Annotated in this window: 24 protein-coding genes; 11 read left to right on the forward strand and 13 right to left on the reverse strand. The window is 65.8% G+C overall.

The window, feature by feature from the left end:
* Nucleotides 1–112 precede the first annotated feature (112 nt).
* From aroA to trpB, 9 genes are all read left to right on the forward strand, one after another.
* The gene (gene aroA, locus V6N07_RS12065) at nt 113–1,447 is read left to right on the forward strand and encodes a 3-phosphoshikimate 1-carboxyvinyltransferase (protein ID WP_371156554.1); all 1,335 of its coding nucleotides are present in this window, start codon (nt 113–115) and stop codon (nt 1,445–1,447) included.
* Nucleotides 1,448–1,571: 124 nt separating this feature from the next.
* Nucleotides 1,572–2,183, forward strand: a complete 612-nt coding sequence (locus V6N07_RS12070; protein ID WP_371156555.1) for a d(CMP) kinase — start codon at nt 1,572–1,574, stop codon at nt 2,181–2,183.
* Between the two features lie 104 nt (nt 2,184–2,287).
* On the forward strand, nt 2,288–2,908 hold the full coding sequence (locus tag V6N07_RS12075) for a hypothetical protein (protein WP_371156556.1): 621 nt from the start codon (nt 2,288–2,290) through the stop codon (nt 2,906–2,908).
* Between the two features lie 39 nt (nt 2,909–2,947).
* A complete protein-coding gene (locus tag V6N07_RS12080) occupies nt 2,948–4,159 on the forward strand; it encodes a DUF2130 domain-containing protein (RefSeq protein ID WP_371156557.1) in 1,212 nt (403 codons plus the stop codon).
* Nucleotides 4,160–4,374: 215 nt separating this feature from the next.
* Complete coding sequence (gene rpsA, locus V6N07_RS12085; RefSeq protein WP_371156558.1) at nt 4,375–6,054, forward strand: 30S ribosomal protein S1; 1,680 nt, start codon at nt 4,375–4,377, stop codon at nt 6,052–6,054.
* Nucleotides 6,055–6,768: 714 nt separating this feature from the next.
* Nucleotides 6,769–7,086 (forward strand): integration host factor subunit beta, encoded by a 318-nt coding sequence (gene ihfB, locus V6N07_RS12090; protein ID WP_371156817.1) that lies wholly within the window; start codon nt 6,769–6,771, stop codon nt 7,084–7,086.
* 70 nt (nt 7,087–7,156) lie between these two features.
* Nucleotides 7,157–7,501, forward strand: a complete 345-nt coding sequence (locus tag V6N07_RS12095) for a LapA family protein (RefSeq protein ID WP_371156559.1) — start codon at nt 7,157–7,159, stop codon at nt 7,499–7,501.
* Nucleotides 7,502–7,515: 14 nt separating this feature from the next.
* Nucleotides 7,516–8,181, forward strand: coding sequence for a phosphoribosylanthranilate isomerase (locus V6N07_RS12100; RefSeq protein WP_371156560.1), 666 nt, complete (start codon nt 7,516–7,518; stop codon nt 8,179–8,181).
* Nucleotides 8,182–8,291: 110 nt separating this feature from the next.
* Nucleotides 8,292–9,524 (forward strand): tryptophan synthase subunit beta, encoded by a 1,233-nt coding sequence (gene trpB, locus V6N07_RS12105; RefSeq protein ID WP_371156561.1) that lies wholly within the window; start codon nt 8,292–8,294, stop codon nt 9,522–9,524.
* 17 nt (nt 9,525–9,541) lie between these two features.
* On the opposite strand, the gene V6N07_RS12110 is transcribed toward trpB, so the two are convergent.
* The 4 genes from V6N07_RS12110 to pth all read right to left on the reverse strand — a co-directional run bounded on the left by V6N07_RS12110 (nt 9,542) and on the right by pth (nt 12,649).
* On the reverse strand, nt 9,542–10,135 hold the full coding sequence (locus tag V6N07_RS12110) for a GNAT family N-acetyltransferase (RefSeq protein WP_371156562.1): 594 nt from the start codon (nt 10,133–10,135) through the stop codon (nt 9,542–9,544).
* Between the two features lie 7 nt (nt 10,136–10,142).
* Complete coding sequence (locus tag V6N07_RS12115) at nt 10,143–10,523, reverse strand: DUF2237 family protein (RefSeq protein ID WP_371156563.1); 381 nt, start codon at nt 10,521–10,523, stop codon at nt 10,143–10,145.
* Between the two features lie 65 nt (nt 10,524–10,588).
* Complete coding sequence (locus V6N07_RS12120; protein WP_371156564.1) at nt 10,589–11,743, reverse strand: serine hydrolase domain-containing protein; 1,155 nt, start codon at nt 11,741–11,743, stop codon at nt 10,589–10,591.
* Between the two features lie 171 nt (nt 11,744–11,914).
* The gene (gene pth / locus V6N07_RS12125; protein WP_371156565.1) at nt 11,915–12,649 is read right to left on the reverse strand and encodes an aminoacyl-tRNA hydrolase; all 735 of its coding nucleotides are present in this window, start codon (nt 12,647–12,649) and stop codon (nt 11,915–11,917) included.
* Nucleotides 12,650–12,736: 87 nt separating this feature from the next.
* Here pth and V6N07_RS12130 point away from each other — a divergent pair, with 87 nt between their 5' ends.
* Nucleotides 12,737–13,429 (forward strand): NAD(P)-dependent oxidoreductase, encoded by a 693-nt coding sequence (locus V6N07_RS12130; protein ID WP_371156566.1) that lies wholly within the window; start codon nt 12,737–12,739, stop codon nt 13,427–13,429.
* Here the strand turns inward: V6N07_RS12130 and V6N07_RS12135 are convergent.
* The 3 genes from V6N07_RS12135 to V6N07_RS12145 all read right to left on the reverse strand — a co-directional run bounded on the left by V6N07_RS12135 (nt 13,426) and on the right by V6N07_RS12145 (nt 16,727).
* Nucleotides 13,426–14,007: a GDP-mannose pyrophosphatase gene (locus V6N07_RS12135; RefSeq protein ID WP_371156567.1), complete on the reverse strand. Its 582-nt coding sequence runs from the start codon at nt 14,005–14,007 to the stop codon at nt 13,426–13,428. The genes V6N07_RS12130 and V6N07_RS12135 overlap by 4 nt on opposite strands.
* 149 nt (nt 14,008–14,156) lie before the next feature.
* Entirely contained in the window at nt 14,157–15,971 is a 1,815-nt protein-coding gene (locus V6N07_RS12140) for a M3 family oligoendopeptidase (RefSeq protein WP_371156568.1), read from the reverse strand.
* 42 nt (nt 15,972–16,013) lie between these two features.
* A complete protein-coding gene (locus tag V6N07_RS12145) occupies nt 16,014–16,727 on the reverse strand; it encodes a folate-binding protein YgfZ (RefSeq protein ID WP_371156569.1) in 714 nt (237 codons plus the stop codon).
* A gap of 100 nt (nt 16,728–16,827) precedes the next feature.
* On the opposite strand from V6N07_RS12145, the gene V6N07_RS12150 reads away from it, so the two are divergent.
* Nucleotides 16,828–18,054 carry an alanine--glyoxylate aminotransferase family protein gene (locus V6N07_RS12150; protein WP_371156570.1) on the forward strand — a complete coding sequence of 409 codons (1,227 nt, stop codon included), beginning with the start codon at nt 16,828–16,830 and terminating at the stop codon, nt 18,052–18,054.
* A gap of 19 nt (nt 18,055–18,073) precedes the next feature.
* On the opposite strand, the gene V6N07_RS12155 is transcribed toward V6N07_RS12150, so the two are convergent.
* The 6 genes from V6N07_RS12155 to V6N07_RS12180 all read right to left on the reverse strand — a co-directional run bounded on the left by V6N07_RS12155 (nt 18,074) and on the right by V6N07_RS12180 (nt 22,363).
* A complete protein-coding gene (locus V6N07_RS12155) occupies nt 18,074–18,313 on the reverse strand; it encodes a hypothetical protein (RefSeq protein ID WP_371156571.1) in 240 nt (79 codons plus the stop codon).
* Nucleotides 18,314–18,372: 59 nt separating this feature from the next.
* Nucleotides 18,373–19,476 carry a pyridoxal phosphate-dependent aminotransferase gene (locus tag V6N07_RS12160; RefSeq protein ID WP_371156572.1) on the reverse strand — a complete coding sequence of 368 codons (1,104 nt, stop codon included), beginning with the start codon at nt 19,474–19,476 and terminating at the stop codon, nt 18,373–18,375.
* A gap of 73 nt (nt 19,477–19,549) precedes the next feature.
* Nucleotides 19,550–20,506 (reverse strand): 2-hydroxyacid dehydrogenase, encoded by a 957-nt coding sequence (locus V6N07_RS12165; RefSeq protein WP_371156573.1) that lies wholly within the window; start codon nt 20,504–20,506, stop codon nt 19,550–19,552.
* Complete coding sequence (locus V6N07_RS12170) at nt 20,503–20,913, reverse strand: VOC family protein (RefSeq protein ID WP_371156574.1); 411 nt, start codon at nt 20,911–20,913, stop codon at nt 20,503–20,505. The genes V6N07_RS12165 and V6N07_RS12170 overlap by 4 nt, the downstream gene beginning before the upstream one ends.
* 65 nt (nt 20,914–20,978) lie before the next feature.
* Nucleotides 20,979–21,464, reverse strand: a complete 486-nt coding sequence (locus tag V6N07_RS12175; RefSeq protein WP_371156575.1) for a methylated-DNA--[protein]-cysteine S-methyltransferase — start codon at nt 21,462–21,464, stop codon at nt 20,979–20,981.
* Nucleotides 21,461–22,363, reverse strand: a complete 903-nt coding sequence (locus V6N07_RS12180) for a 2-hydroxyacid dehydrogenase (RefSeq protein ID WP_371156818.1) — start codon at nt 22,361–22,363, stop codon at nt 21,461–21,463. The genes V6N07_RS12175 and V6N07_RS12180 overlap by 4 nt, the downstream gene beginning before the upstream one ends.
* Between the last annotated feature and the right edge of the window lie 2 nt (nt 22,364–22,365).

Raw genomic sequence — 22,365 nt, forward strand, 5'->3', positions numbered from 1 at the left:
ATAGCGGCGCCAGCGCCGTTTCACAGGGGCGATGACGCGCCGAATGGCAAAGAAGGGGAATGGACGCGCACAGGGTCGGCCGCTATCCCGACCCCGACTGAAGGAGATCGCCATGAGCCACGGACCCGCAAGCCCCCTGACCGCCCGCCCAGCCGGACCGTTGACAGGCGAGGCGCATGTTCCGGGCGACAAGTCGATCAGCCACCGGTCCCTGATCCTTGGGGCGATGGCCGTCGGCGAGACGCGCGTCACCGGCCTGTTGGAGGGGCAGGACGTCCTCGACACCGGCAAGGCGATGCAGGCCTTCGGCGCGCAGGTCGAGAAGCAGGGCGACACCTGGATCGTGCAGGGCGTCGGTGTCGGCGGCCTGTTGGAACCCAAAGACGTGATCGATTGCGGCAATTCCGGCACCGGGGTGCGCCTGTTGATGGGGGCCGCCGCCACGCATGGGTTTTCGGTGACATACACCGGCGATGCGTCGTTGCGAAAACGCCCGATGGCGCGGGTAACGGACCCGCTGGCCCTGTTCGGGGCGCGGGCCTACGGGCGCTCGGGCGGGCGTCTGCCCATGACGATCGTCGGCGCCGCCTCTCCGGTGCCGGCCCGCTATGCGACGCCGGTGGCCAGCGCACAGATCAAGTCCGCTGTCCTGCTGGCCGGTCTCAACGCCCCGGGTGAGACGGTGGTGATCGAACGCGAAGCCACGCGCGACCACAGTGAGCGGATGTTGCGCGGCTTCGGCGCCGAGGTCGATGTGCAACAGACGAACGAGGGGCATGTCATCACCCTCGTGGGACAACCCGAGTTGCGACCCCAGACCATTCAGGTGCCCCGTGATCCGTCATCGGCGGCCTTCCCGGTCTGTGCGGCGCTGATCGTCCCCGGCTCGGATGTCCTGGTGCCCAATATCGGCCTGAACCCGACGCGTGCGGGCCTGTTCCAGACCCTCAAGGACATGGGCGCGGATCTGACCTACGAGAATCTGCGCGAAGAAGGGGGCGAACCCGTCGCCGACCTGCGGGCGCGGTTCTCGCCCGACATGCAGGGGATCGAGGTGCCCCCCGACCGCGCCGCCAGCATGATCGACGAATACCCCATCCTGTCCGTCGTGGCGGCCCATGCCACCGGGACGACCGTGATGCGCGGCGTGTCCGAGCTGCGGGTCAAGGAATGCGACCGTATCGATGCCATGGCCGTCGGTCTGCGTGCCTGCGGTATCACGGTGCGCGATGGTGCCGATTGGTGGGAAGTGGATGGACGCGGCCCGGGCGACATGCCCGGTGGCGCGACGGTGGCGGTGCATCTGGACCACCGCATCGCGATGAGCTTTCTCGTGGCGGGCATGGCGGCCAACAAGGGGATCACCGTCGATGATGCCACTCCGATCGCGACGTCCTTCCCGATATTCAAGGCGCTGATGGGCGATCTGGGGGCCGACTTCGGCTGAATGCGCCCATCGGAGCGGTTAGATCGCCGGGGGTTTTGCCGGGCCCGGCGTGATTGCTATGGTGCAGTGCGGACGCCGCGTTCTATCACATGTCCGGATGCAAATTGACGAAAGAGGTGGTCGAATGAGTTTCGTGGTTGCCATTGACGGGCCCGCCGCAGCGGGCAAGGGCACGATCAGCCGGGCCATTGCGGCACATTTCGGGTTTCAGCATCTCGACACCGGACTTCTCTATCGTGCGGTCGGTGCGCGTGTCGAAGCGGGGGAGGATGCGGTCGCTGCGGCCCGCACGCTGACGCCGAACGACATGGCCCGTGACGACCTGCGCACGCCGGCGATTGCCGCTGCCGCCAGCCGGGTCGCGACCCGGCCGGAAGTCCGGCAGGCCCTTGTCGAGTTCCAGCAGAGTTTTGCGCGTCTGCCGCAGGGTGCCGTGCTGGACGGTCGTGATATCTGCAGCGTGATCTGCCCGGACGCAGAGGTGAAACTCTATGTCACGGCCTCGGCAGAAGTCAGGGCAGAGCGGCGTTATCAGGAACTGTCGCAAAGCGGCATGTCGCTGACCCGCGAAGGCGTGTTGGAAGACGTGCTTGCGCGCGATGCCCGTGACATGGGGCGGGCCGATGCGCCCCTCGTGGCCGCGCCGGGGGCCACGATCCTCGATACCTCGCAGATGGGCATAGACGAGGCGGTCGCGGCGGCCATCGCGGAAGTGGAGCGCGCGGGCCCCCCGTGACGCGATCGCCCGGGCGTTAACGGCCCGTTCACCTATTCGTGGTTTCGTTTTCGGGCCGTCGTTCCGCTAGCCTGATACCTGACGCCAGTCGAAGGTGACCCGAAATGCCCCTCAACCCGAATGCTCCGCCCTCACGTCCGCATCGCACCCGGCGATCGCGAAACGCGCTGTCTCTCAGGCTGCTGGTTGTTTCCGCGCTGACGCTGGTATTCGCGATCGCGATTGCCGAGGCGACGAAGGCGCAGACATCGGAAAATGTGCCGCAGGTCGCCGCCCCCATGACGGTGGCGCGCATGGCGCAGATATTCACCGCCCTCGACCCTGATGTGGAACAGACCGGCCCGGCATTCCGCATGACCATCGAGGACGTGCCCGTCGTCGTCGTGTCTGACCCCGATGCGGACCGGATGCGGGCCATGGTGCCGATCCGCTCCGCGACGGGCCTGTCCGAGGCCGCTTTGCTGCGCATGCTGCAGGCCAATTTCGATACCGCCCTCGACGCGCGGTACGCGGTGGCGGAGGGGCGGGTCTGGGCGGTGTTCATTCATCCGCTGTCGTCCTTGCGCGATGATCAGCTCATCCTCGGTATCGGGCAGACGGTGAACGCGGCGCTGACCTACGGGACGCTCTATTCCTCGGGTGCCGGACAGTTCGGTCGCGGGGACAGTGCTGGCCAGCAGCGACAGCTGCTGGAGCGGTTGCAACGTCGCGGACAGGACATCTGATCCATTGTGGTCGCCTGCGGGCTGGGCCATCCTTCGGTCATGAATGATCCCCGTATTACCTGCCCCGAATGCACCGCCGAAATCGCCCTGACCGAGTCGCTTGCCGGCCCGTTGCTTGCCGAGACCCGCAAGGAGGCGGCGGCGCGCACGCAGGCCGCATTGGCCGAACAGAAAGAGGCGATCGAGGCGCAGGCCGCGCAACGTGCCGCCGAGGCGCAGGCCGCGCGCATGGCCGAACTGGCCGAGGCGGCCACCGCGCAGGCGGCGGAGGTTGCCGCCCTGAAGGCGCGCGATGCCGCACGCGAGGCCAAGCTCGCCGAAGCGCAGAAGGCGCAGGCGGCCGCATTGTCGCGGCAGGAGGCCCTGGCCGAGCGGGAGCGGGAGATGGACCTGACGATCCAGAAACAGGTCGCCGCGCAAACCGATGCGGTGCGCCGGAAATTGGCCGCCGAGGCCGAGGCACTGGCCGCCGAACGGGTCCGCACCGCGCAGGAGGCACAGGTTCTGAAGCTGGCCGAAAAGGATCAGCAGATGGACGTCCTGCGCCGCCAGATCGACGTTCTGACCAAGAAGGTCGAGCAGGGTAGCCAGCAGCGACAGGGCGAAGCCGCCGAAGTCGTCCTCGAGGATCAACTGACACGCGCCTTCCCGGTCGACGCGATCGAACCGGTGGGAAAGGGCACGCGCGGCGCCGATTGTCTGCAACGGGTGGGCGAGGCCGGTGCGATCATCTGGGAATCGAAACGGACCGCGGCATGGTCGCGGGACTGGCTGCCCAAGTTGCGGGACGACATGCGCGCGGCAGGTGCCGACATCGCCGTCATCGTGTCCGAGGTGCGCCCCGACGGGATCGACACGTTTGCCCATGTCGATGGCGTCTGGATCGCCGCGCCACGCTATGCCGTGCCCTTGGCCCATGCCTTGCGTGACGGGCTGACCCGTGTGGCCGAAGCGCGGGGTGCGCGCGAGGGGCAGGCGACCAAGTCGGAGATGCTCTATGACTACCTGACCGGGCCGCAGTTCCGGGGCCGGATCGAAGCGGTGGTGGAGCCGTTCGAAGCCATGCAGGAGGCCTTGCGCAAGGAGCGCAAGCAGATGACGGCCCAATGGGCGATGCGTGAAAAACAGTTGGACAAGGCAATTTCGGCCATGATGGGCATGTATGGCGACGTGCGCGGGATCGCGGGCGCGGCCGTCGCCCAGATCGAGGCGTTCGAGCCCAACCTTTTGTCCGAGACGGCCGAGGATTGACGCCGGCGCGCGGCGCGACAACGCGCGGTTGCATCCTGCGTCCGTTTGGGGCATATCCCCGCGCGTCACAGACAGTGCGACAGACAGGCGGGCCGGACCCGCGTCAATCGTGCTTTCCGACCAATTCGTTCGTGCGAAGCGCGGGCATCATCCCAGACCGGCGGAGACAACCGCACGGCCAGTCAAATGCGTAAGAATAGGAAACCATAGGCCACATGGCTCAAAACACATCCATGGAAGAGTTCGAGGCTCTTCTCAACGAATCCCTCGAAATCGACACGCCCTCCGAAGGCAGTGTCGTAAAGGGCAAGGTCATCGCCATCGAGGCAGGCCAGGCCATCATCGACGTCGGCTACAAGATGGAAGGCCGTGTCGATCTCAAGGAATTCGCGAATCCCGGTGAAGCCGCCGAGATCGAAGTCGGCGACGAAGTCGAAGTCTACCTGCGCAACGTCGAAAACAGCCGTGGCGAAGCCGTCATCTCGCACGAGATGGCCCGCCGCGAAGCTGCTTGGGACCGTCTGGAAGAGGCCTACGGCAAGGAAGAGCGCGTCGAAGGCGCCATCTTCGGTCGCGTCAAGGGCGGCTTCACGGTCGACCTCGGCGGTGCCGTTGCCTTCCTGCCCGGTTCTCAGGTCGACGTGCGCCCCGTGCGCGACGCCGGTCCCCTGATGGGCCTCAAGCAGCCGTTCCAGATCCTCAAGATGGATCGCCGTCGTGGCAACATCGTGGTGTCGCGTCGCGCCATCCTCGAAGAGAGCCGCGCCGAGCAGCGCGCCGAAGTCATCGGCAACCTGGCCGAAGGCCAGACCGTCGACGGCGTCGTCAAGAACATCACCGAGTACGGCGCCTTCGTCGACCTGGGTGGTGTTGACGGCCTGCTGCACGTCACCGACATGGCCTGGCGCCGCGTCAACGACCCGCGCGAGATCCTGTCGATCGGCGAGACCGTCAAGGTCCAGGTCATCAAGATCAACAAGGACACGCACCGCATCAGCCTCGGCATGAAGCAGCTGCAGGACGATCCCTGGGACACGGTCATCGCCAAGTACCCGCTGGATTCCACGCACACGGGCCGCGTAACGAACATCACCGATTACGGTGCATTCGTGGAGCTGGAGCCGGGCGTCGAAGGTCTGGTCCACGTCTCCGAGATGTCCTGGACCAAGAAGAACGTCCATCCGGGCAAGATCGTGTCCACCTCGCAAGAGGTCGAGGTCATGGTTCTCGAGATCGACACCGCAAAGCGTCGCGTTTCGCTGGGTCTCAAGCAGACCATGCGCAACCCGTGGGAAGTGTTCGCTGAAACGCACCCCGAGGGCACGCAGGTCGAGGGCGAGGTCAAGAACATCACCGAGTTCGGTCTGTTCGTTGGTCTGCCCGGCGACATCGACGGCATGGTTCACCTGTCGGATCTGACCTGGGAAGGCCGTGGCGAGGACGTCATCGGCGACTACCGCAAGGGCGACATCGTCAAGGCGGTCGTGTCCGAGGTCGACACCGACAAGGAGCGTATCTCCCTGTCGATCAAGGCGGCTGACGGCGACCCCTACGCGGAAGCCATCGGCGGCGTGAAGCGCGGTTCGATCATCACCGTCGAGGTGACCAAGATCGAAGAGGGCGGCATCGAGGTGGAATACGAAGGCATGAAGTCCTTCATCCGCCGCTCCGACCTGGCCCGCGACCGTGCCGATCAGCGCCCGGAGCGTTTCGGCATGGGTGACAAGCTGGACGTCCGCGTCACCAATGTGGACAGCAAGTCCCGCCGTCTGGGCCTGTCGATCAAGGCACGCGAGATTGCCGAAGAGAAAGAGGCCGTGCAGCAGTATGGCTCCTCCGACTCGGGTGCGAGCTTGGGCGACATTCTCGGCGCAGCCCTCAAGGGCGACGACTGAGATCTGCGTTAGCCAGATGTAATCTGAGATGGGCCCTTCGGGGCCCATTTTCGTTCAAGGGGGGCTTCACACCACCCACCCGTCCGTCGCGAATCGGGGATGGGCGCAGCGACCGCGGCCGAAGCCGTTCCGCCAGCGTGGGCAGGGGACGCGCGCGGTTTTCGGCCTGCCGAATTATTGATCGCCGGGCCGAATTCGTGTTTGGTGACCTGCGTATAGAAAGGGCCCCGTCAGTTTGCCGGGCCCGGGTCGCCAAGCAGAACCAAGGGCTTGCGGGTATCTCCGGTCCGGGTTCGGGGTTAACATGCGGCAGACGGCAGCATTGCCGGACATTTGCAGCAGGTCTTGCAGCGCGCCTGTTGCCGTGGATGAGTAATTGCCCAAGAATTCGTAAGATGCTCAGCCGTCTGAATTAAATTGCGCCGCGATCCCATGCGCCTCGTTCGTGCCAGACACCACGCCGGGTTCTCGGCCGTACTCGCTACGTGTTCGCATTTGGCGCCAACCGTCGGATGGGGCCTTCGGTGACCGGGGTCCGTGTTGCGCCGCCGCGCATGAAACCGGCATGTCCTGCCCTGTGGTGCGCCGATCGGCGCCGCTGCGGGCGCCCCGCCCTCCCGCGACGGAAACCACGTGTGTTCGAATCGACTCAGCCTTTGCGCATGGCGCGAATGCGGCTATAGATCAGACACCTGCAAATTGTGATGTCTGTCGATTAGTCGCGCTGAGAGCAGGAAAGGGGGAACAATGATCCGTTCCGAACTGATACAGAAGGTCGCGGAGGAGAACCCGCATCTTTATCAGAGAGATGTCGAAAAGATCGTGAACACGATCTTCGACGAGATCGTCGGTGCCCTGGCCTCGGGGGACCGGGTCGAATTGCGTGGCTTCGGTGCATTCTCGGTCAAGCACCGCGACGCCCGCGTGGGGCGCAATCCACGCACAGGGGAATCAGTTCAGGTCGAGGAAAAGCATGTCCCGTTCTTCAAGGCGGGCAAGCTGCTGCGTGATCGTCTGAACGACAAACAATGAGGCGGGCCCTGTCCTTGGCGGTGACCATGCCGACTGGACAGGCCCCTTGGGCAAGGCTAACTCCGATACCATGAGTTTTATCCGATATCTGTTCCTCGGCCTGCTTGGCCTGATCCTCCTCGTGCTGGCGATGGCCAATCGGTCCAACGTGACCCTGCGCCTGTTGCCCGAAGACCTCGGGCTGGCCCTTGGGTTCGGTCAGGGCATTACCCTGCCTCTGTTCGTGGTGATCTTCATTGCCATTGCGCTGGGGCTGATGGTCGGTTTCGTCTGGGAGTGGATGCGGGAGCACAAGCACCGCGCCGAGGCCCGGAACGAGCGGGCCCAGAAAGAGCGGCTGGAGAAGGAACTGGCCAAGTCCCGCGTTTCCGCGGAACAGGACGATGTTCTTGCCCTTCTTGATCAGCCGCGCTGATCGGCGGCGGTGAAATGCTGCGGGTAACGCGACCGGGCGGTTCGGTCCGTGTCAAGATTTGCGGTCTTAGCCGGCTTGCGGATGTCGAGGCGGTTGCCGATGCCGGTGCCGCCTATATGGGCCTTGTCTTCTTTCCGCCGTCACCGCGAAACGTGTCGCCCGAACAGGCGCGCGATCTGGCGGTTGCGGCACCGCCGGGCCTCGCCAAGGTCGCCCTGCTGGTCGATCCCGACGATGCGACACTGGATGCGGTGACATCGGTCGTGCCGCTGGACATGATCCAGCTGCAGGGGGCGGAGACGCCGGAGCGCGTGGCCGAGGTGCGTGCCCGGACGGGCCTGCCCGTGATGAAGGCTGTCGGCCTGCGGGACGAAGGCGATCTGGCGCGCATTCACATGTTCGAAGGCGTCGCGGACCAGATTCTGGTCGATGCGAAACCGCCGAAGGGCGCGGACCTGCCGGGTGGCAATGGTGTCGGTTTCGACTGGCGCCTGATCGCCGGGCGCACGTGGAAGACGCCGTGGATGCTGGCCGGTGGGCTGACTGCGGAAAACGTGGCCGAGGCGGTGCGTTTGACCGGTGCACGACAGGTCGATCTGTCGTCGGGCGTCGAAACTGCGCCGGGCGTCAAGGATGCCGGCCTCATCGCCGCGTTCTGCAAGGCGGCGGCGGCGGCGTGACGCGACCCGCCCGTTGCGGCGGTTCGGCGCAATCCCCGCCCGGCAATGCTTTCGCGACTTTCACCCGGGCGCATTTCCCGCTAGCCCAAGCCAGCAACGGAGGACATGCCATGCCAGACGACCTGCTCAACAGTTTCATGACCGGCCCCGACGAAAACGGGCGGTTCGGTGATTTCGGTGGACGGTTCGTGTCCGAGACGCTGATGCCCCTGATTCTGGAGCTTGAGCGTCAGTATGAGTTCGCCAAGACCGACGACGCCTTCTGGGCCGAGATGCACGACCTGTGGACCCATTATGTCGGCCGTCCCAGCCCGATGTATTTCGCCGAACGCCTGACCGAACGCCTGGGCGGCGCGAAAATCTATCTCAAGCGTGACGAGCTGAACCATACCGGCGCGCACAAGATCAACAACGTGCTGGGTCAGATCATCCTTGCCCGTCGCATGGGCAAGACCCGGATCATCGCCGAAACCGGCGCCGGTCAGCATGGCGTGGCCACGGCGACCGTTTGCGCCAAGTTCGGCCTGAAGTGCGTCGTCTACATGGGCGCCCATGACGTCGAACGTCAAAGCCCCAACGTGTTCCGCATGAAGCTGCTCGGGGCCGAGGTCGTGCCGGTGACATCCGGTCGCGGCACCCTGAAGGACGCGATGAACGACGCGCTGCGCGACTGGGTCACCAATGTCGACGACACGTTCTACTGCATCGGCACCGTGGCCGGGCCGCACCCCTATCCGGCCATGGTCCGCGATTTTCAGGCCATCATCGGCAAGGAAGCCAAGGAGCAGTTGCAGGAGCAGGAGGGTCGCCTGCCCGATACCATCATCGCCGCCATCGGGGGCGGGTCGAACGCCATGGGCCTGTTCTTTCCCTTCCTTGACGACAAGGACGTGAAGATCATCGGCGTCGAGGCGGGCGGCAAGGGCGTGAACGACAGGATGGAGCATTGTGCTTCCCTCACCGGCGGACGCCCCGGCGTGCTGCATGGCAACCGGACCTATCTGCTTCAGGACGATGACGGTCAGATCCTCGAAGGGTTCTCGATCAGCGCGGGCCTCGACTATCCCGGTATCGGGCCGGAGCATTCGTGGCTGCATGACATCGGCCGCGCGGAATACGTCTCGATCACCGACAAGGAGGCGCTGGAGGCGTTCCAGCTGTGCTGCGAGATGGAGGGGATCATTCCCGCGCTCGAACCCTCCCACGCGCTGGCCCACGTGATGAAGATCGCGCCGGACCTGCCCAAAGATCACATCATCTGCATGAACATGTGCGGGCGTGGCGACAAGGATATCTTCACCGTCGCCCGCGCCCTCGGCTGGGAAATGGGCGAGGTCATCTGATCGACCAGATCGGGCGTTCAGCGCCCGATCATGGGGATCTGCGGCGCGGCGTCGCGCGGCAGATCCCCGGTCAGGCGCGGATCGTCCAGCACCTGAACCTGCTGCCCGACGGGCACGAACCCCTGCGACATGTAGAACCGCAGCGCCCATGGGCTGTCGAACGTACAGGTATGCAGTGTCAGCGTCCGGACATCGCGGGAAAAGGCAAGGTTGATCGCCGCCGCGATCATGCCGCGTCCGAAGCCTTTTCCCTGCGCCGCTGACGTCAGTCCGAGGAACGCGAGTTCGCAGGTCCCCGGCGTGCGGAAATCCAGCTCCAGCAATCCTTCGGCATGGCCGTCGATATCCAATGCGCGCACTTCGATCAGCGGATCGGACAGGATGGCCGCCAACCGATCGCGCGGCATCTCGAGGCGCGACACCCACAGCCAGTCCAGCGCGCCGACGCGGGTAAACAGATCGCGATACCATTCGACATCCGGCGACGTCACATGGCGCAGGGGCAGGTCCGCTGCAACCGGCGGCATGGTACGGGGCCGCTCCATCGTCAGGTGGGTCACAACGGCGGCCAACTTTCCTTCGGGCACCGCATGATAGCCGTTCGTCAACATCCTGCGGTCAGACCGCATGGAGGTCGAGCACGTCGCGCGGCACGACGTCGAGCGCCCGCTGATGGGTCGCGGCAAGCCGGACCTGCGGCGCGACGCCCTCCTCATGGGCCTGCTGGAATCGCGCGGCACACAGGCACCAGCTGTCACCGGGCTTGAGCCCTGCGAAGTTGTACTCCGGTCGGGGGGTGCTCAGATCGTTCCCGAGGTACTTGGAATGCGCCAGGAACTCGGCCGTCATGATGGCGCAAACGGTATGCTGCCCCGCATCCATGGGCCCCGTGTTGCAGCACCCGTCCCTGAAGAAACCGGTGACCGGATCCATCGAACACGGGTCGAGGGGGTCGCCATTCACGTTCAGGCTTTCGGTCTGGCCGGGCGTGGTCTGCATCGTGCACTCCTTCTTTCACTGGTCGGGATAGCGCCGACATCGGGATGGGCCAGCCTGCGGTCCCCTCAGGTATCCTTGGCGGCGATGCGGCGAAACATGCCGAGCATGTCATCCCAGACACCGGGCGCGTTGAATTGCAGGTCCGCACCGTTGATCGCGATGACGACCTCGGACGCGCGGTCGATATAGACGTATTGCCCATAGACGCCGCGCGCAATGACCTCGCCCGGTGCAGCATCGGCCGGGATCCACCACTGGTAGCCATAGCCAACCGCGCCCGGTGCCGTATGGGCCGAGGCGCGGGTGCTTTCCTCGATCCAGGTATCCGGCACGATCTGACGGGCCGACAGGATCCCGCCCTGCTGCACCAGCAGGCCCATACGGGCGTAATCGACCGTGCGCATGGTCAGGCCGCCAAGGACGAAGGCCGTCCCCACGCCATCGGTCAGATAGCTGGCGGGCCCGATCCCCATGGGCAGAAGCAGACGTTCCGTCATCAGGTCGGGAATGCTGCGCCCGGTGGCCCCCCGTACGACCATTCCCAGAACATGCGTATCGATGGAGACGTATTTCCACGCGCCACCGGGATCGCGGTCGCGGAGGGTGAAGCTGGCCGTGAAATCGTCCAGCGCACCCCCAAGGGCGATGATCCGCCCCATGCGGTTTATGTCGCTGTCCTTGTCGAAATAATTCTCGTCGAAGGCGACGCCGGATTCCATCTGAATGACGTCGAGAAGGGACGTGCCGTCATAGGCGGAGTTCAAGAGCTCCGGCGCATGCAGGACGACCGGGTCCGCCAGTTCCAGCGTGCCATCGGCGACCAGTTGACCGATCAGAAGCGACAGGAAGCTCTTGGCGACGGACCAGCTGATCCGCTGATCCTCGGCCCCTGTGCCCAGATGATAGCTTTCATGCGTCATCGCCCCGTCGCGCAGCACGACCAACCCGGTGATCGCGCGATCCGCGATCCACTGGTCCGCCCCTGTCGGCAGGTCGATCGGTTCTGCGCGGGGCAGCGGCGGGCCGGGCTCGGTCGTCAACGGGACATGCAGGAAGGCCGCGTCCATGTTGCTGAAATTCCGGACGATCCTGTCGGGGGCGAACAGGGACCTGACGGCAAGAAGCCGCGAAATCTCTTCCCGCTTCCACAGGGCCGCCGCAGCACAGATCACGGTGATAGCCAGCAGGCCAAGGATCAGACGTTTTGCCCAGGTCCGCATACCATCCTCTTTTGCCTGCTACCGAAGCACACGGGGCAGCATCGGTCCAGCGCCCATTATTGCGGCATCGGGGCGACGGTGCGGCAGGCAGCTGCCCGGACGCACGATCTGGGGCTGCGGCTTCGTTCGTGCCGGTCAGACCGGAACGGGGTGGCGATCGCCACGAGGGACCTATCGGAACCGCGCGGCGAGCCTTTGCAGAGGGGAAAGCGTTTCGTCGTCTTTCGCGTCCTCGGGTGGCGTGTCGGGTTTGGCCGACGGGGCAGGGGGCGGGGTGTTGGCCGTCCCCGGCGACGGCGCTTTGCCCGTCTTGTCGGAGGCGCCACTCTTGGAGGACCGCGCCGGGGCAGTCCGTTGTGCGACGGCGTTCATGAAACCGCCCCCATCCCCCGCTGCCAGCTTCGCAGCACCGTCCAGAATGCCGCGCAGCAGATCGTCCAGCATCTCGCCCTCGGCCTTCGCGAAATCCGACAAGACATAGCCCGCCACGCGATCCTTGTGGCCGGGATGGCCAATTCCAAGGCGCACGCGCGCGTAGTCGGCCCCGATATGCTGATGGATGGACCGCAGGCCGTTGTGCCCAGCGTGACCGCCCCCCTGCTTGAGTTTCAGCCGTCCGGGGGCAAGATCGAGTTCGTCGTGAAAGACGGTCACATCATCCGGCGTCAGCTTGTGAAACCGCATCGCTTCGCCGACGGATTGCCCGGACAGGTTCATGAAGGTGCCGGGTTTCAACAGCCAGATCTTTTCGGACCCGAACCGGACCTCGGCCAGTTGCCCCTGGAACTTGGACCGCCACGGCGCGCCCTGATCCTCGGCGATCCGGTCCAGCGCCATGAACCCGATATTGTGGCGGTTGCCCGCATATTTCGTGCCCGGATTGCCCAGGCCGATCCAGAGTTTCATGCCGCCTCCGCTATGTGAACGGGGAACAATAGGCCCCGTATCGGGTTAGGACACCACGACCGTTGGCACAACCATTGGACGATTGACATGCACATCCTTATCTACGGCGCCGATGGGGCGACCGGCGCGCGCCTCGTGCGCATGGCCCTCGACAGGGGGCACAGCGTGCGCGCCTCCGTGAAGGTGCTGCCGGACGACCCGTTGCAGGCCGATGACCTCGAATGGGTCACTTCCGATGTGCTGTCGCGCGATGGGGTCAGGGGCGATCTCGACGGGATCGACGCCGTCCTGAACGCGGTCGGGATCGACGCGGGGCCGGGCACGGTTATCGACCCGCCGCCCCTGCACACCGAGGGCACACGCAACATCCTGGCCGAGATGCGCACCGCAGGCTGTGACCGCCTCGTGACGATTTCGGCCAGTTTCGTGGAAACGATGTCCCGTGGACCGATCTGGTTCGAGGCCGCCGCGCGTCTGGGCCTGTCGTCCATCTTCGATCAGATGGGCGAGATGGAGAAGATATTGCAGGCGACGCCGTGGCTCCGTTGGACGGCGGTGCGCCCCGGCTGGCTGCTGGATGAACCCGCGACCGGCGAAGCGCAGATTTTCGACGATGTGATCCCCGAGGATCTGATCCGCACGCGCACGGGCGATCTTGCCGCCTTCATGCTGGATTGTGCCGAAAACGATCTGCATATCCGCGCCACCCCGGCCATCGCGCGCCCCGAACCGGCCGAAAAGTCGGGACCGGCCGCGGTTCTGTCCGAAATGCTGGGTTAGACGAGGCCGGCTGATTTCAGCGCCAGATGCTGAATCAAAATCGTGGTCTTCCCGTCGCGGATACGCCCGTCCCGGATCATCGCCAAGGCCTCGGACAGGGGCACATGCAGCACCTCGATATCCTCGCCCTCAGACTTCAGGCCACCGCCGCGCGCGACCGGGTCGGACCTGGTGTATTTGCCGATGTAGCAGGTGTTCATGGCCATCGCGGATCCGGGTGCGGCGAACAGATCCATCACGTGTTCCAGGTCGGTCGCCGCGTATCCCGTCTCCTCCAGCAACTCGGCGTGGACCCGTTCCTGCGCGCGCGCGCCGTCCAGATCACCTGCGGGCACTTCGATCGACATGCCATCGCCCGTGGCCAGATGCAGTGGCAGGCGGAACTGTCGGATCAACAGCAGGGTCCCGGCATCGGCATCGAACAACAGGCAGGCCGTGCCGTTCCCGCGGTCGTACACCTCGCGCAGCTGTTCCTGCCATGAGCCGTCGGACCGTCGCAATGAAAACCGATGCCGCGTCAGAACGCCGTAGTCTTCGGCAAGGACATCGGAGGAAACAAGGCGGACACGATCAGTCATACGACCTCCAAACCCGAGGGGTGGCGTGCCGTCAAGTCCGTGTCAGGCCACCCAAGGTGGCACGGTGGTCATGGTGGAGGTTCGTCGTATCGATGCGTTGCCCGGGCGAATGACGCTGAAATGCGGCACCCGCCCGAGCCTGCGGCGCCCTAGTCCTCCATCGCTTCAAGCTCGTCGATGAAGCCTTCGATCATCGACAGGCCCTTGTCCCAGAACGCCGGGTCCGACGCGTCGAGGCCGAAGGGGGCCAACAGCTCCTTGTGGTGCTTGGACCCGCCTGCGCGCAGCATCTCGAAGTACTTGTCCTCGAAACCCTCGGGCTGATCCTCGTAGGCGGCATAGAGCGCGTTCACCAACCCGTCCCCGAAGGCATAGGCATAAACGTAGAAGGGCGAATGCACGAAGTGCGGGATATAGGCCCAGAAGTGTTCGTAGCCTTCCATGAACTCGAACACCGGGCCAAGGCTTTCGGCCTGCACCGACATCCACAGCGCATCGATATCCTCCGGCGTCAGCTCCCCCTCGCGGCGCGCGGCGTGCAGCTTGCACTCGAAGTCATAGAAGGCGATCTGGCGGACGACCGTGTTGATCATGTCCTCGACCTTGCCGGCCAGCATGACCTTGCGCTGGGCGTCGGTTTCCGCCCCTTCCAGCATGGCGCGGAAGGTCAGCATCTCACCGAAGACCGAGGCCGTCTCGGCCAGTGTCAGGGGGGTCGACGACAGCATCTCGCCCTGATCCGCCGCCAGAACCTGGTGCACACCGTGTCCCAACTCATGCGCCAGGGTCATCACGTCGCGCGGTTTGCCGAGGTAATTCAGCATCACATAGGGGTGCACCGTCGTCACGGTCGGATGCGCAAAGGCACCCGGCGCCTTGCCCGGTTTGACGCCCGCGTCGATCCAGCCCTTGTCGAAGAACGGCTCGGCAATCTTGGCCATCTCGGGCGAGAACCCGGCATAGGCATCCATCACCGTCCTGCGCGCCTCGTCCCAACCGACGATCCGCGTCTCCTCCATCGGAAGGGGGGCGTTGCGGTCCCAGACCTGAAGCGTGTCGAGCCCCAGCCATTTCGCCTTGAGCTTGTAGTAGCGGTGCGACAGGCGCGGGTAGGCGGCGACGACGGCATTGCGCAGCGCCTCGACCACCTCGGGTTCGACGTGGTTGGCAAGGTGACGGCTGGCCTGCGGGCTGGGCAGGCCGCGCCAGCGGTCGTCGATCTCCTTGTCCTTGGCCAGCGTGTTGTGGACGCGGGCAAAGGTGCGAACGTTCTTTGCAAAGACATCGGCCAAGGCGCGTGCACCTGCCTCGCGGCGCGTGCGATCCGGGTCGGTCAGCAGGTTCAGGGTCGCCTCGATCCCCAGTTCTTCGCCGTCAACGTCGAAGGTCAGGCCCGCAATCGTCTCGTCGAACAGCTTGTTCCATGCCGACGCACCCACCACGGACGTGTCGTGCAGGTATTTCTCCAACTCGTCGGACAACTGGTAGGGCTTCATCGCGCGCAGCCGGTCGAGGGCGGGACGGTAGCGGGCAAGATCGGCGTTCGCCGTCATCGCCGCCTCGTAGGTGGCGTCGTCGATGCGGTTGAACTCCAGCCCGAAGAACACCAGCGGCGTGGTGATCGTCGTGATCCTGTCCTGCATGTCGGACATGAACTTGGCGCGGTCGCCGTTCGTCGTCTGCTGATAGTAGCGCAGGCCCGCGTAGGACATGATCCGGCCCGCGACCTCGTCGATCTTTTCGTTGCGGGTGATCGCGGTCAGCATCTCGTCCGCCGTCAGGCCCGCCAGCTTGCCTTCGTAGTCGGCGGCATAGGCGGCGCATTCGCTCTCCAGCCAGTCGAGATCACGCAGCAGCTCCGGCGCGTCCTGCCCGGTATAGAGGTCGTCGAGGTTCCAGTCCGGCAGGTTGCCCAGCGGCTCGCCCGCGGCGGGGGCGGCATTGGCGTCGAAGGTAAGGGTCATGGGGGCGGTCCTTTCGGGATCTTCGGAAATTCGGGGAATGCGTCAGTCGTCGCGCGAAACGGGGCCGAGGTCGGTCGTCATGTCGCTGGCGCGGTCGAACCGCAGGTAGGCCAGCGCGCGGTCGCCCGACACGGTGTGGATGGTGCCTGCGGGCTTGCCGTTCGCCGTGATCTCGGCGCCCGGCGCCACGGCGCCGCGCACGCGGGCGAGGCCTTTGCGCAACTCGGTCTTGTGCTTCATCCGGGCGACGATCTCCTGCCCGACGTAGCATCCCTTGCGGAAATCGACGCCGTTCAGCCGCTCGAACCCCATTTCGAGGATATAGCTTTCGTTCGGGATCAACTCGACGCCTGTCGCGGGGATCAGGTTCTCGACGCGCAGGGCGTCCCAATCGATATCGTCCCCACCCGTCGCGCCATAGTGGCGCCAACCCATGCCGGGGCGCGGATCGGCCATCGCGCCGTCGGGGACATCACCGGTGCCGGTGGCGACGGTCATGCCGCTGTCCGAGATGGCGACATCCGCGCGCAGGCGATACATCGTCAGCCGCTGTGCCAGCGCGGGGGCGAGGTTGGCATCGACGTCGAGATAGGAGGCGTCATCGCCGCGCCATGTCAGGAAATCGGCAAGATACTTGCCCTGCGGCGACAGGAGCGCGGCATAGCCGAGGCCCGTTTCCGGGATGTTGCGGGTCAGCAGGCCGTTCAGGAACGTGTCCCGGTCCGTACCCGCGATGCGAAGGATGCAGCGTGTCATACCCCCCGACATAAGGATGCGTGATGCGATGCCAAGCCCAGATTGACCGGCCCCGCCCCGAGGTCTAGCTGCTATGGCAACCCGAGACAGGAATGATCCCATGCGCGACGACAGCCATCAGACCCACACCAGCCTTGCCCACGGGCCCCAGATCCTGTCGATTCCCGGCCCGTCGATCATGCCCGACCGGGTGCTGCGCGCGATGCACCGCCCTTCACCGAACATCTACCAGGGGGCGTTGATCGACCTGACGCATTCCCTGATCCCCGATCTCAAGGCCGTTGCCCGGACCGAGCACAACGCCACGATCTATATCGGCAATGGCCATGCCGTATGGGAGGCGTCGCTGGCCAACACCCATTCGCGGGGCGATCTGGTGCTGGTGCCGCGCACGGGCACCTTTGCCGATGGCTGGGCGGATATCGCGCGCGGTCTCGGCCTGCGGGTGGAGGTCATGGATTTCGGCAACCGCGCCCCCATGGACGCCGCCGCCATCGGTCAGCGCCTGCGCGAGGATACCGCGGGCGAGATCAAGTCCGTCCTCGTGGTGCATGTCGATACGTCCTCCTCGGTCAAATCGGACATTGCCGCGATCCGGGCCGAGATGGATGCAGCGGGGCATGGTGCCCTGCTGATGGCGGATTGCATGGCCTCGATGGGCTGCGACCGGTTCGAGATGGACGCCTGGGGCGCCGATGTCGCCATCGCCGGATGTCAGAAAGGCATGATGACCCCGGCGGGCGTCAGCTTCGTCTTCTACAACGACAAGGCGGACCGGGCGCGCGACCGCGCCGATTGCGTGACCGGCTACTGGGACTGGCGGCCGCGCACCAACCCGGAGGTCTACTTCCGCTATTTCAACGGCACCGGGCCGACGCATCATCTCTATGGTCTGCGCGAGGCATTGACCATGATCGTGCACGAGGAAGGGGTGGAGCACGTCTGGGCCCGCCATGCCGTTCTGGCCCGCGCCCTGTGGTCCGCGTTCGAGGCGTGGGAACACCCGGACGGCCTGCAACTCAACGTGCCGGAGCGGGCGCACCGCAGCAATGCCGTCACCTCCGTCCGTCTGCCCGAGCGGGGGACGCCGCTGCGCAACTGGTGCAGCGGCGAGGTCGGCCTGACACTGGGCATCGGCATCGGGATGGCCCCCATGGGCACACCCGAATGGGACGGCTTCTTCCGCGTGGGCCACATGGGGCATCTCAGCGGGCATACGATGATGGGCACGCTCGGCGGGATCGAGGCGGCGTTGGTCGCGCTGGACATCCCGCATGGCGAAGGCGGATTGTCAGCGGCGGCAAAGGTCATCGCCGGGCTGGCGTGACGCCCCACGCGGGCCAGGGTCAGCGGCGGTAGGCCCTATCGAGGGCTTCGGCCACACGGGCGTCCCATGCCGCTTCCATGCGGGCGCGGCGCAGGCCGAGGCGCTTGATGGCCCAGTGCAGCCCCGCGCAGACCGAGAGCGAGACGACATAGCCCCAGACGCCCCAGATCATGACCAGTGTCATGACCAGCAGCAGATAGGCGATGCAAAGGAATGCATCCGTGTAATTCTCGACTTCTCCGATCCCGTTCTGGCGCATCTGTCAGCTCCTGCTCTTGCCGTGACGGAAAGACTAGCGCGGAATCCGAGGACGCAAAGTCAAGTTTCCGCGTCCTTCAAGGCGGCTGGCAAAGCCTCGCTCAGCGCGGTCAGGTCGGCCCGCGTGCCGCAACTGATGCGGATGCAGCGATCGAGGGGGGCGACACCCGGCATGCGCACGAAGACCCCCCGCGCGATCAGACCGGCAAGGACGCGGCGCGCATGGGCCCCATCCCGTCCGCAATCGACCGTGACGAAATTCGTGGCCGAGGGCAGTGGGGTCAGGCCGTGGGCGATTGCGATCTGGGCGATCGCATCGCGTGATTGCGCGACCTGCGCCTGGACATTGGCCAGCCAGTCCTGATCGCCCAAGGCCGCCAGGGCCGCGGCCTGTGACAGCCGGCCAACGCCGAAATGGTTGCGCACCTTGTCGAAGGCCCTGATCAGATCGGGATGCCCGATGGCATAGCCGACGCGCAGCCCCGCCAGACCATGCGCCTTGGAGAAGGTCCGCATCCGGATCAGCCGCGGATCCGCCGGGTCGATGGGCGGTATCGCCTCGGGCGGGGCAAGGTCGGCATAGGCCTCATCGAGGCAGAGCAGGCATCCGTCCGGCAGGGCGTCAAGCATCCCCTGAACGGTCGACGCGTCATGGTGGCTGCCCATCGGGTTGTCCGGGTTCGCCAGATAGATCAGCTTGGCGTCCACCTCTGCCGCGCGGGCGATCAGGGCCTCTGGATCTTCGTGGTTGCCGGCGAAAGGCACGGTGTGGATCGTGCCCCCGAACCCGGACACGTGATAGTTGAACGTGGGATAGGCCCCGGCGGAGGTGACGACCGCATCGCCCGGCCCGACCAGCAGCCGGACCAGATAGCCCAGCAGGCCATCGATCCCTTCGCCCAGCACGATAGAGGTCATGGGGATGCCGTGATGCGCGGCCAGGGCCTGTTTCAGGTCATGGCCTTCGGGGTCGCCATACATCCATGCGTCGCGCGCCGCCGCTTCCATCGCCTCGATGGCGCGGGGTGAGGGGCCGAACACGCTTTCGTTCGCGCCGAGGCGGGCGGCGAAGGGCGCGCCGCGCGACCGCTCCTGCGCCTCGGGGCCGACGAAGGGCACGGAGGCAGGCAGGCTTTCGGCCAAGGGGGTCAAGCGATGTGTCATCGACGGCTCCGGTCTGGGGGGCTTGGCCTGCGCTCCCGCGCAGCGCATTTCGATATTCAGGGACTGCGTGCCGTCATCCGCCGGACGGCACGTGGTCCCCGGCCAATGCCTCGCGGCGATCCACGAGGTGCAGAAGCGGCTCGCCCGCTTCCCCGCGGCGGATGTTCTCGGCGATGACGCGCGCAGCCGTCGCCGGACGCGTGGTCGAGGCGATATGCGGCGTCACCGTGATCTTCGGATGCTGCCAGAACTGATGGTCCTGCGGCAGCGGTTCCTGCCGGAAGGTATCCAGCGTGGCATGGCCAAGATGCCCGTCCAGTGCCGCGAGCAGCGCCTCGTCGTCGATCAGCGCCCCGCGACCGGGGTTCAGCAGGACCGCGCCCTTGCGCATCCAGCCAAGGCGTTCCGCGTTCATCAGGCCTTCGGTCGACCGGGTGTGCGGCGTCAGCAGGACGACGATGTCCGACCGCGACAGGGTTTCGCGCAGCCCCTCCTCACCCGTGCGGGACCGGACGCCGGGAATGTCCTTGGCACTGCGCGACCAGCCGTTGACCGGAAAGCCCAGCGTGACCAGCGCGGTGGCGCAGGCCGTGCCGAGTTCTCCGAGCCCCAGCATCGCGATGGGCCGTTCCGGCGCCAGCGGTGGGGCCGTGTCATCCCACGGGGCGCCGGCAATATGGGCGTCCATCCCGAGGTGGTGGCGCAAGACATGGCCCGTCACCCATTCGACCATGCCGCGCGTCAGCCCGTCGTCGACCATCCGCGTCAACGGGGCCGTCAGCGAACGATTCCCCTCGACGTCCTCGACGCCGGCCCAGAGGTTCAGCACGCCCTTCAGTCCGGTATACGGTCCGAAATCCTGCAGGCCGGAGTTTGGCGCATAGACGACCCAGTCGATCGTCGCCGGGTCATGGGGGGTGTCCAGCTGGACGATCTCGAACGCGACACCGGCATCGGTCAGCGCGGCGGGCAGAACCTCCCGGTAGTCGGGCCAACGCGCGGGCTTTGCGGCGAAGAGGATCCGGGTCATGTGGCGAACGCCTGTGTCAGATCGCGCATACCCTTGATCTCGATGGGGTTTCCAAACGGGTCGAGGAAGAACATCGTCGCCTGCTCTCCGGCCTGACCCTCGAACCGCAGTGTCGGTTCCAGAACGAAGTCCTGCCCCGCGGCGCGCAGCTTGTCGGCCAGTGCGGTCCATTCGTCCATCGGCAGCAGAACGCCCAGATGCGGCATCGGGACCATGTGGTCGCCGACGCGGCCCGTGGGCCGATGGCTGAACGGCTCGCCCAGATGCAGGCTGATCTGATGGCCGAAGAAGTTGAAATCGACCCAGGTGTCGGTGCTGCGCCCTTCGGCACAGCCCAGCAGCGTTCCATAGAAGGCACGCGCCTCATCGAGGTCACGGATGTTGTAGGCGAGGTGGAATATGCTCATGGCGCCACGTCTAGCCCGAGGCGTTCGGGATGTGAAAGCCCGGTCGCCCCGCATGGGCGGGAAAGTCATATCAGGGGTATCTGTTCAGCAGGGCGGGCCGCCCCTTCGAGGGTCAGCAGGCGTCGTTTGATGTCCAGCCCGCCGCTGAACCCGCCGATGCCCCCATCCGCCGCGATGACGCGGTGGCAGGGGATGATGATGGGGATCGGGTTGCGGCCATTGGCCTGACCGACGGCCTGCGTGCCGCCCGGCTTGCCGATGGTCTGCGCGATGTCGCGATAGCTGCGGGTCTGACCGTAGGGGATGTCTTGCAGCGCGGACCAGACCTCCTGTTGAAAGAATGTGCCTTCGGGTGCCAGGCGCAGGTCGAAACGGGTCAGGCGTCCTTCGAAATAGGCGATCAGCTGTTCGCGGGCTTCGGGCAGGGCGGCATGGTCGAGCGGTCCGGGCGGCGTGCCCCGTGGCCAGTTCAAGGCAGTGACCGCCCCGTCCCGGCCCGCAAGATGCAGCAGGCCGAGAGGGGTGGTCACCGTGGTGTGGACAAGGCTCACACCGCGTTCGGTGGCGTGCGGCCTTCGGCGATCGCGATGGCGTTGTCGAGGGCCATGCGGCCCATCGCCTCGCGCACCTCCAAGGCGGCTGTTCCGAGATGCGGCAGCAGGACGACATTTTCCAACGCGGTCAGCGCGTCGGGGACATGCGGTTCCTGCTCGTAGACATCGAGGCCCGCGCCCGCGATGCGGCCGCCCTGCAAGGCCGCGATCAGGGCGGGTTCATCAACCACGTCGCCGCGCGCGATATTGACGAGGATCGCATGCGGTCGCATGGCTGCCAGCGCCTCTTCGTCGATGATGTGGAACGTCTCGGGCGAGGCGGGCACGGCGGTCACGACGATGTCGGCGGCGGCGCAGACCTCGGCGACCGAGTCGAGCTGCGTGGCGCCCGGCACCTCCTTGGTCGACCGGTTGTGGAATACGACGTTCATGCCGAACCCGTGATGACAGCGATGCGCGATCGCCTGACCGATGCGGCCCATGCCGATCACGCCCAGCGTCTTGCCCGTCACATGCATGCCCAGCATCTGAACCGGATGCCATCCATGCCAGTCGCCCGCGCGCACGAGGCGCTCTCCCTCTCCGGCCCGCCGGGCCGTCATCAGGATCAGCGTCAGGGCGATGTCGGCCGTCGCATCGGTCACGGCGCCCGGTGTGTTCGCCACTGACAGGCCCGCCTTCCGGGCGGCATCGACGTCGATATGGTTGTAGCCGACGCCGAAATTCGCCAGGCCCTTCGCCCGGATCGACCCGGTAAATGCCTCGGCCGAAAGGGCATCGCCCAACGTCGGCAGAAGGACATCATGGCCGGCCAGCGCGGCGCGGCATTCCGCAAGATCCATCGGGGCCGTGGTGTCGCGCACCGTCACATCGAAATGCGCGCGTGCCGCGTCCATCA

The sequence above is a fragment of the Jannaschia sp. 2305UL9-9 genome, assembly GCF_041403465.1.
GTDB lineage: Bacteria > Pseudomonadota > Alphaproteobacteria > Rhodobacterales > Rhodobacteraceae > Jannaschia.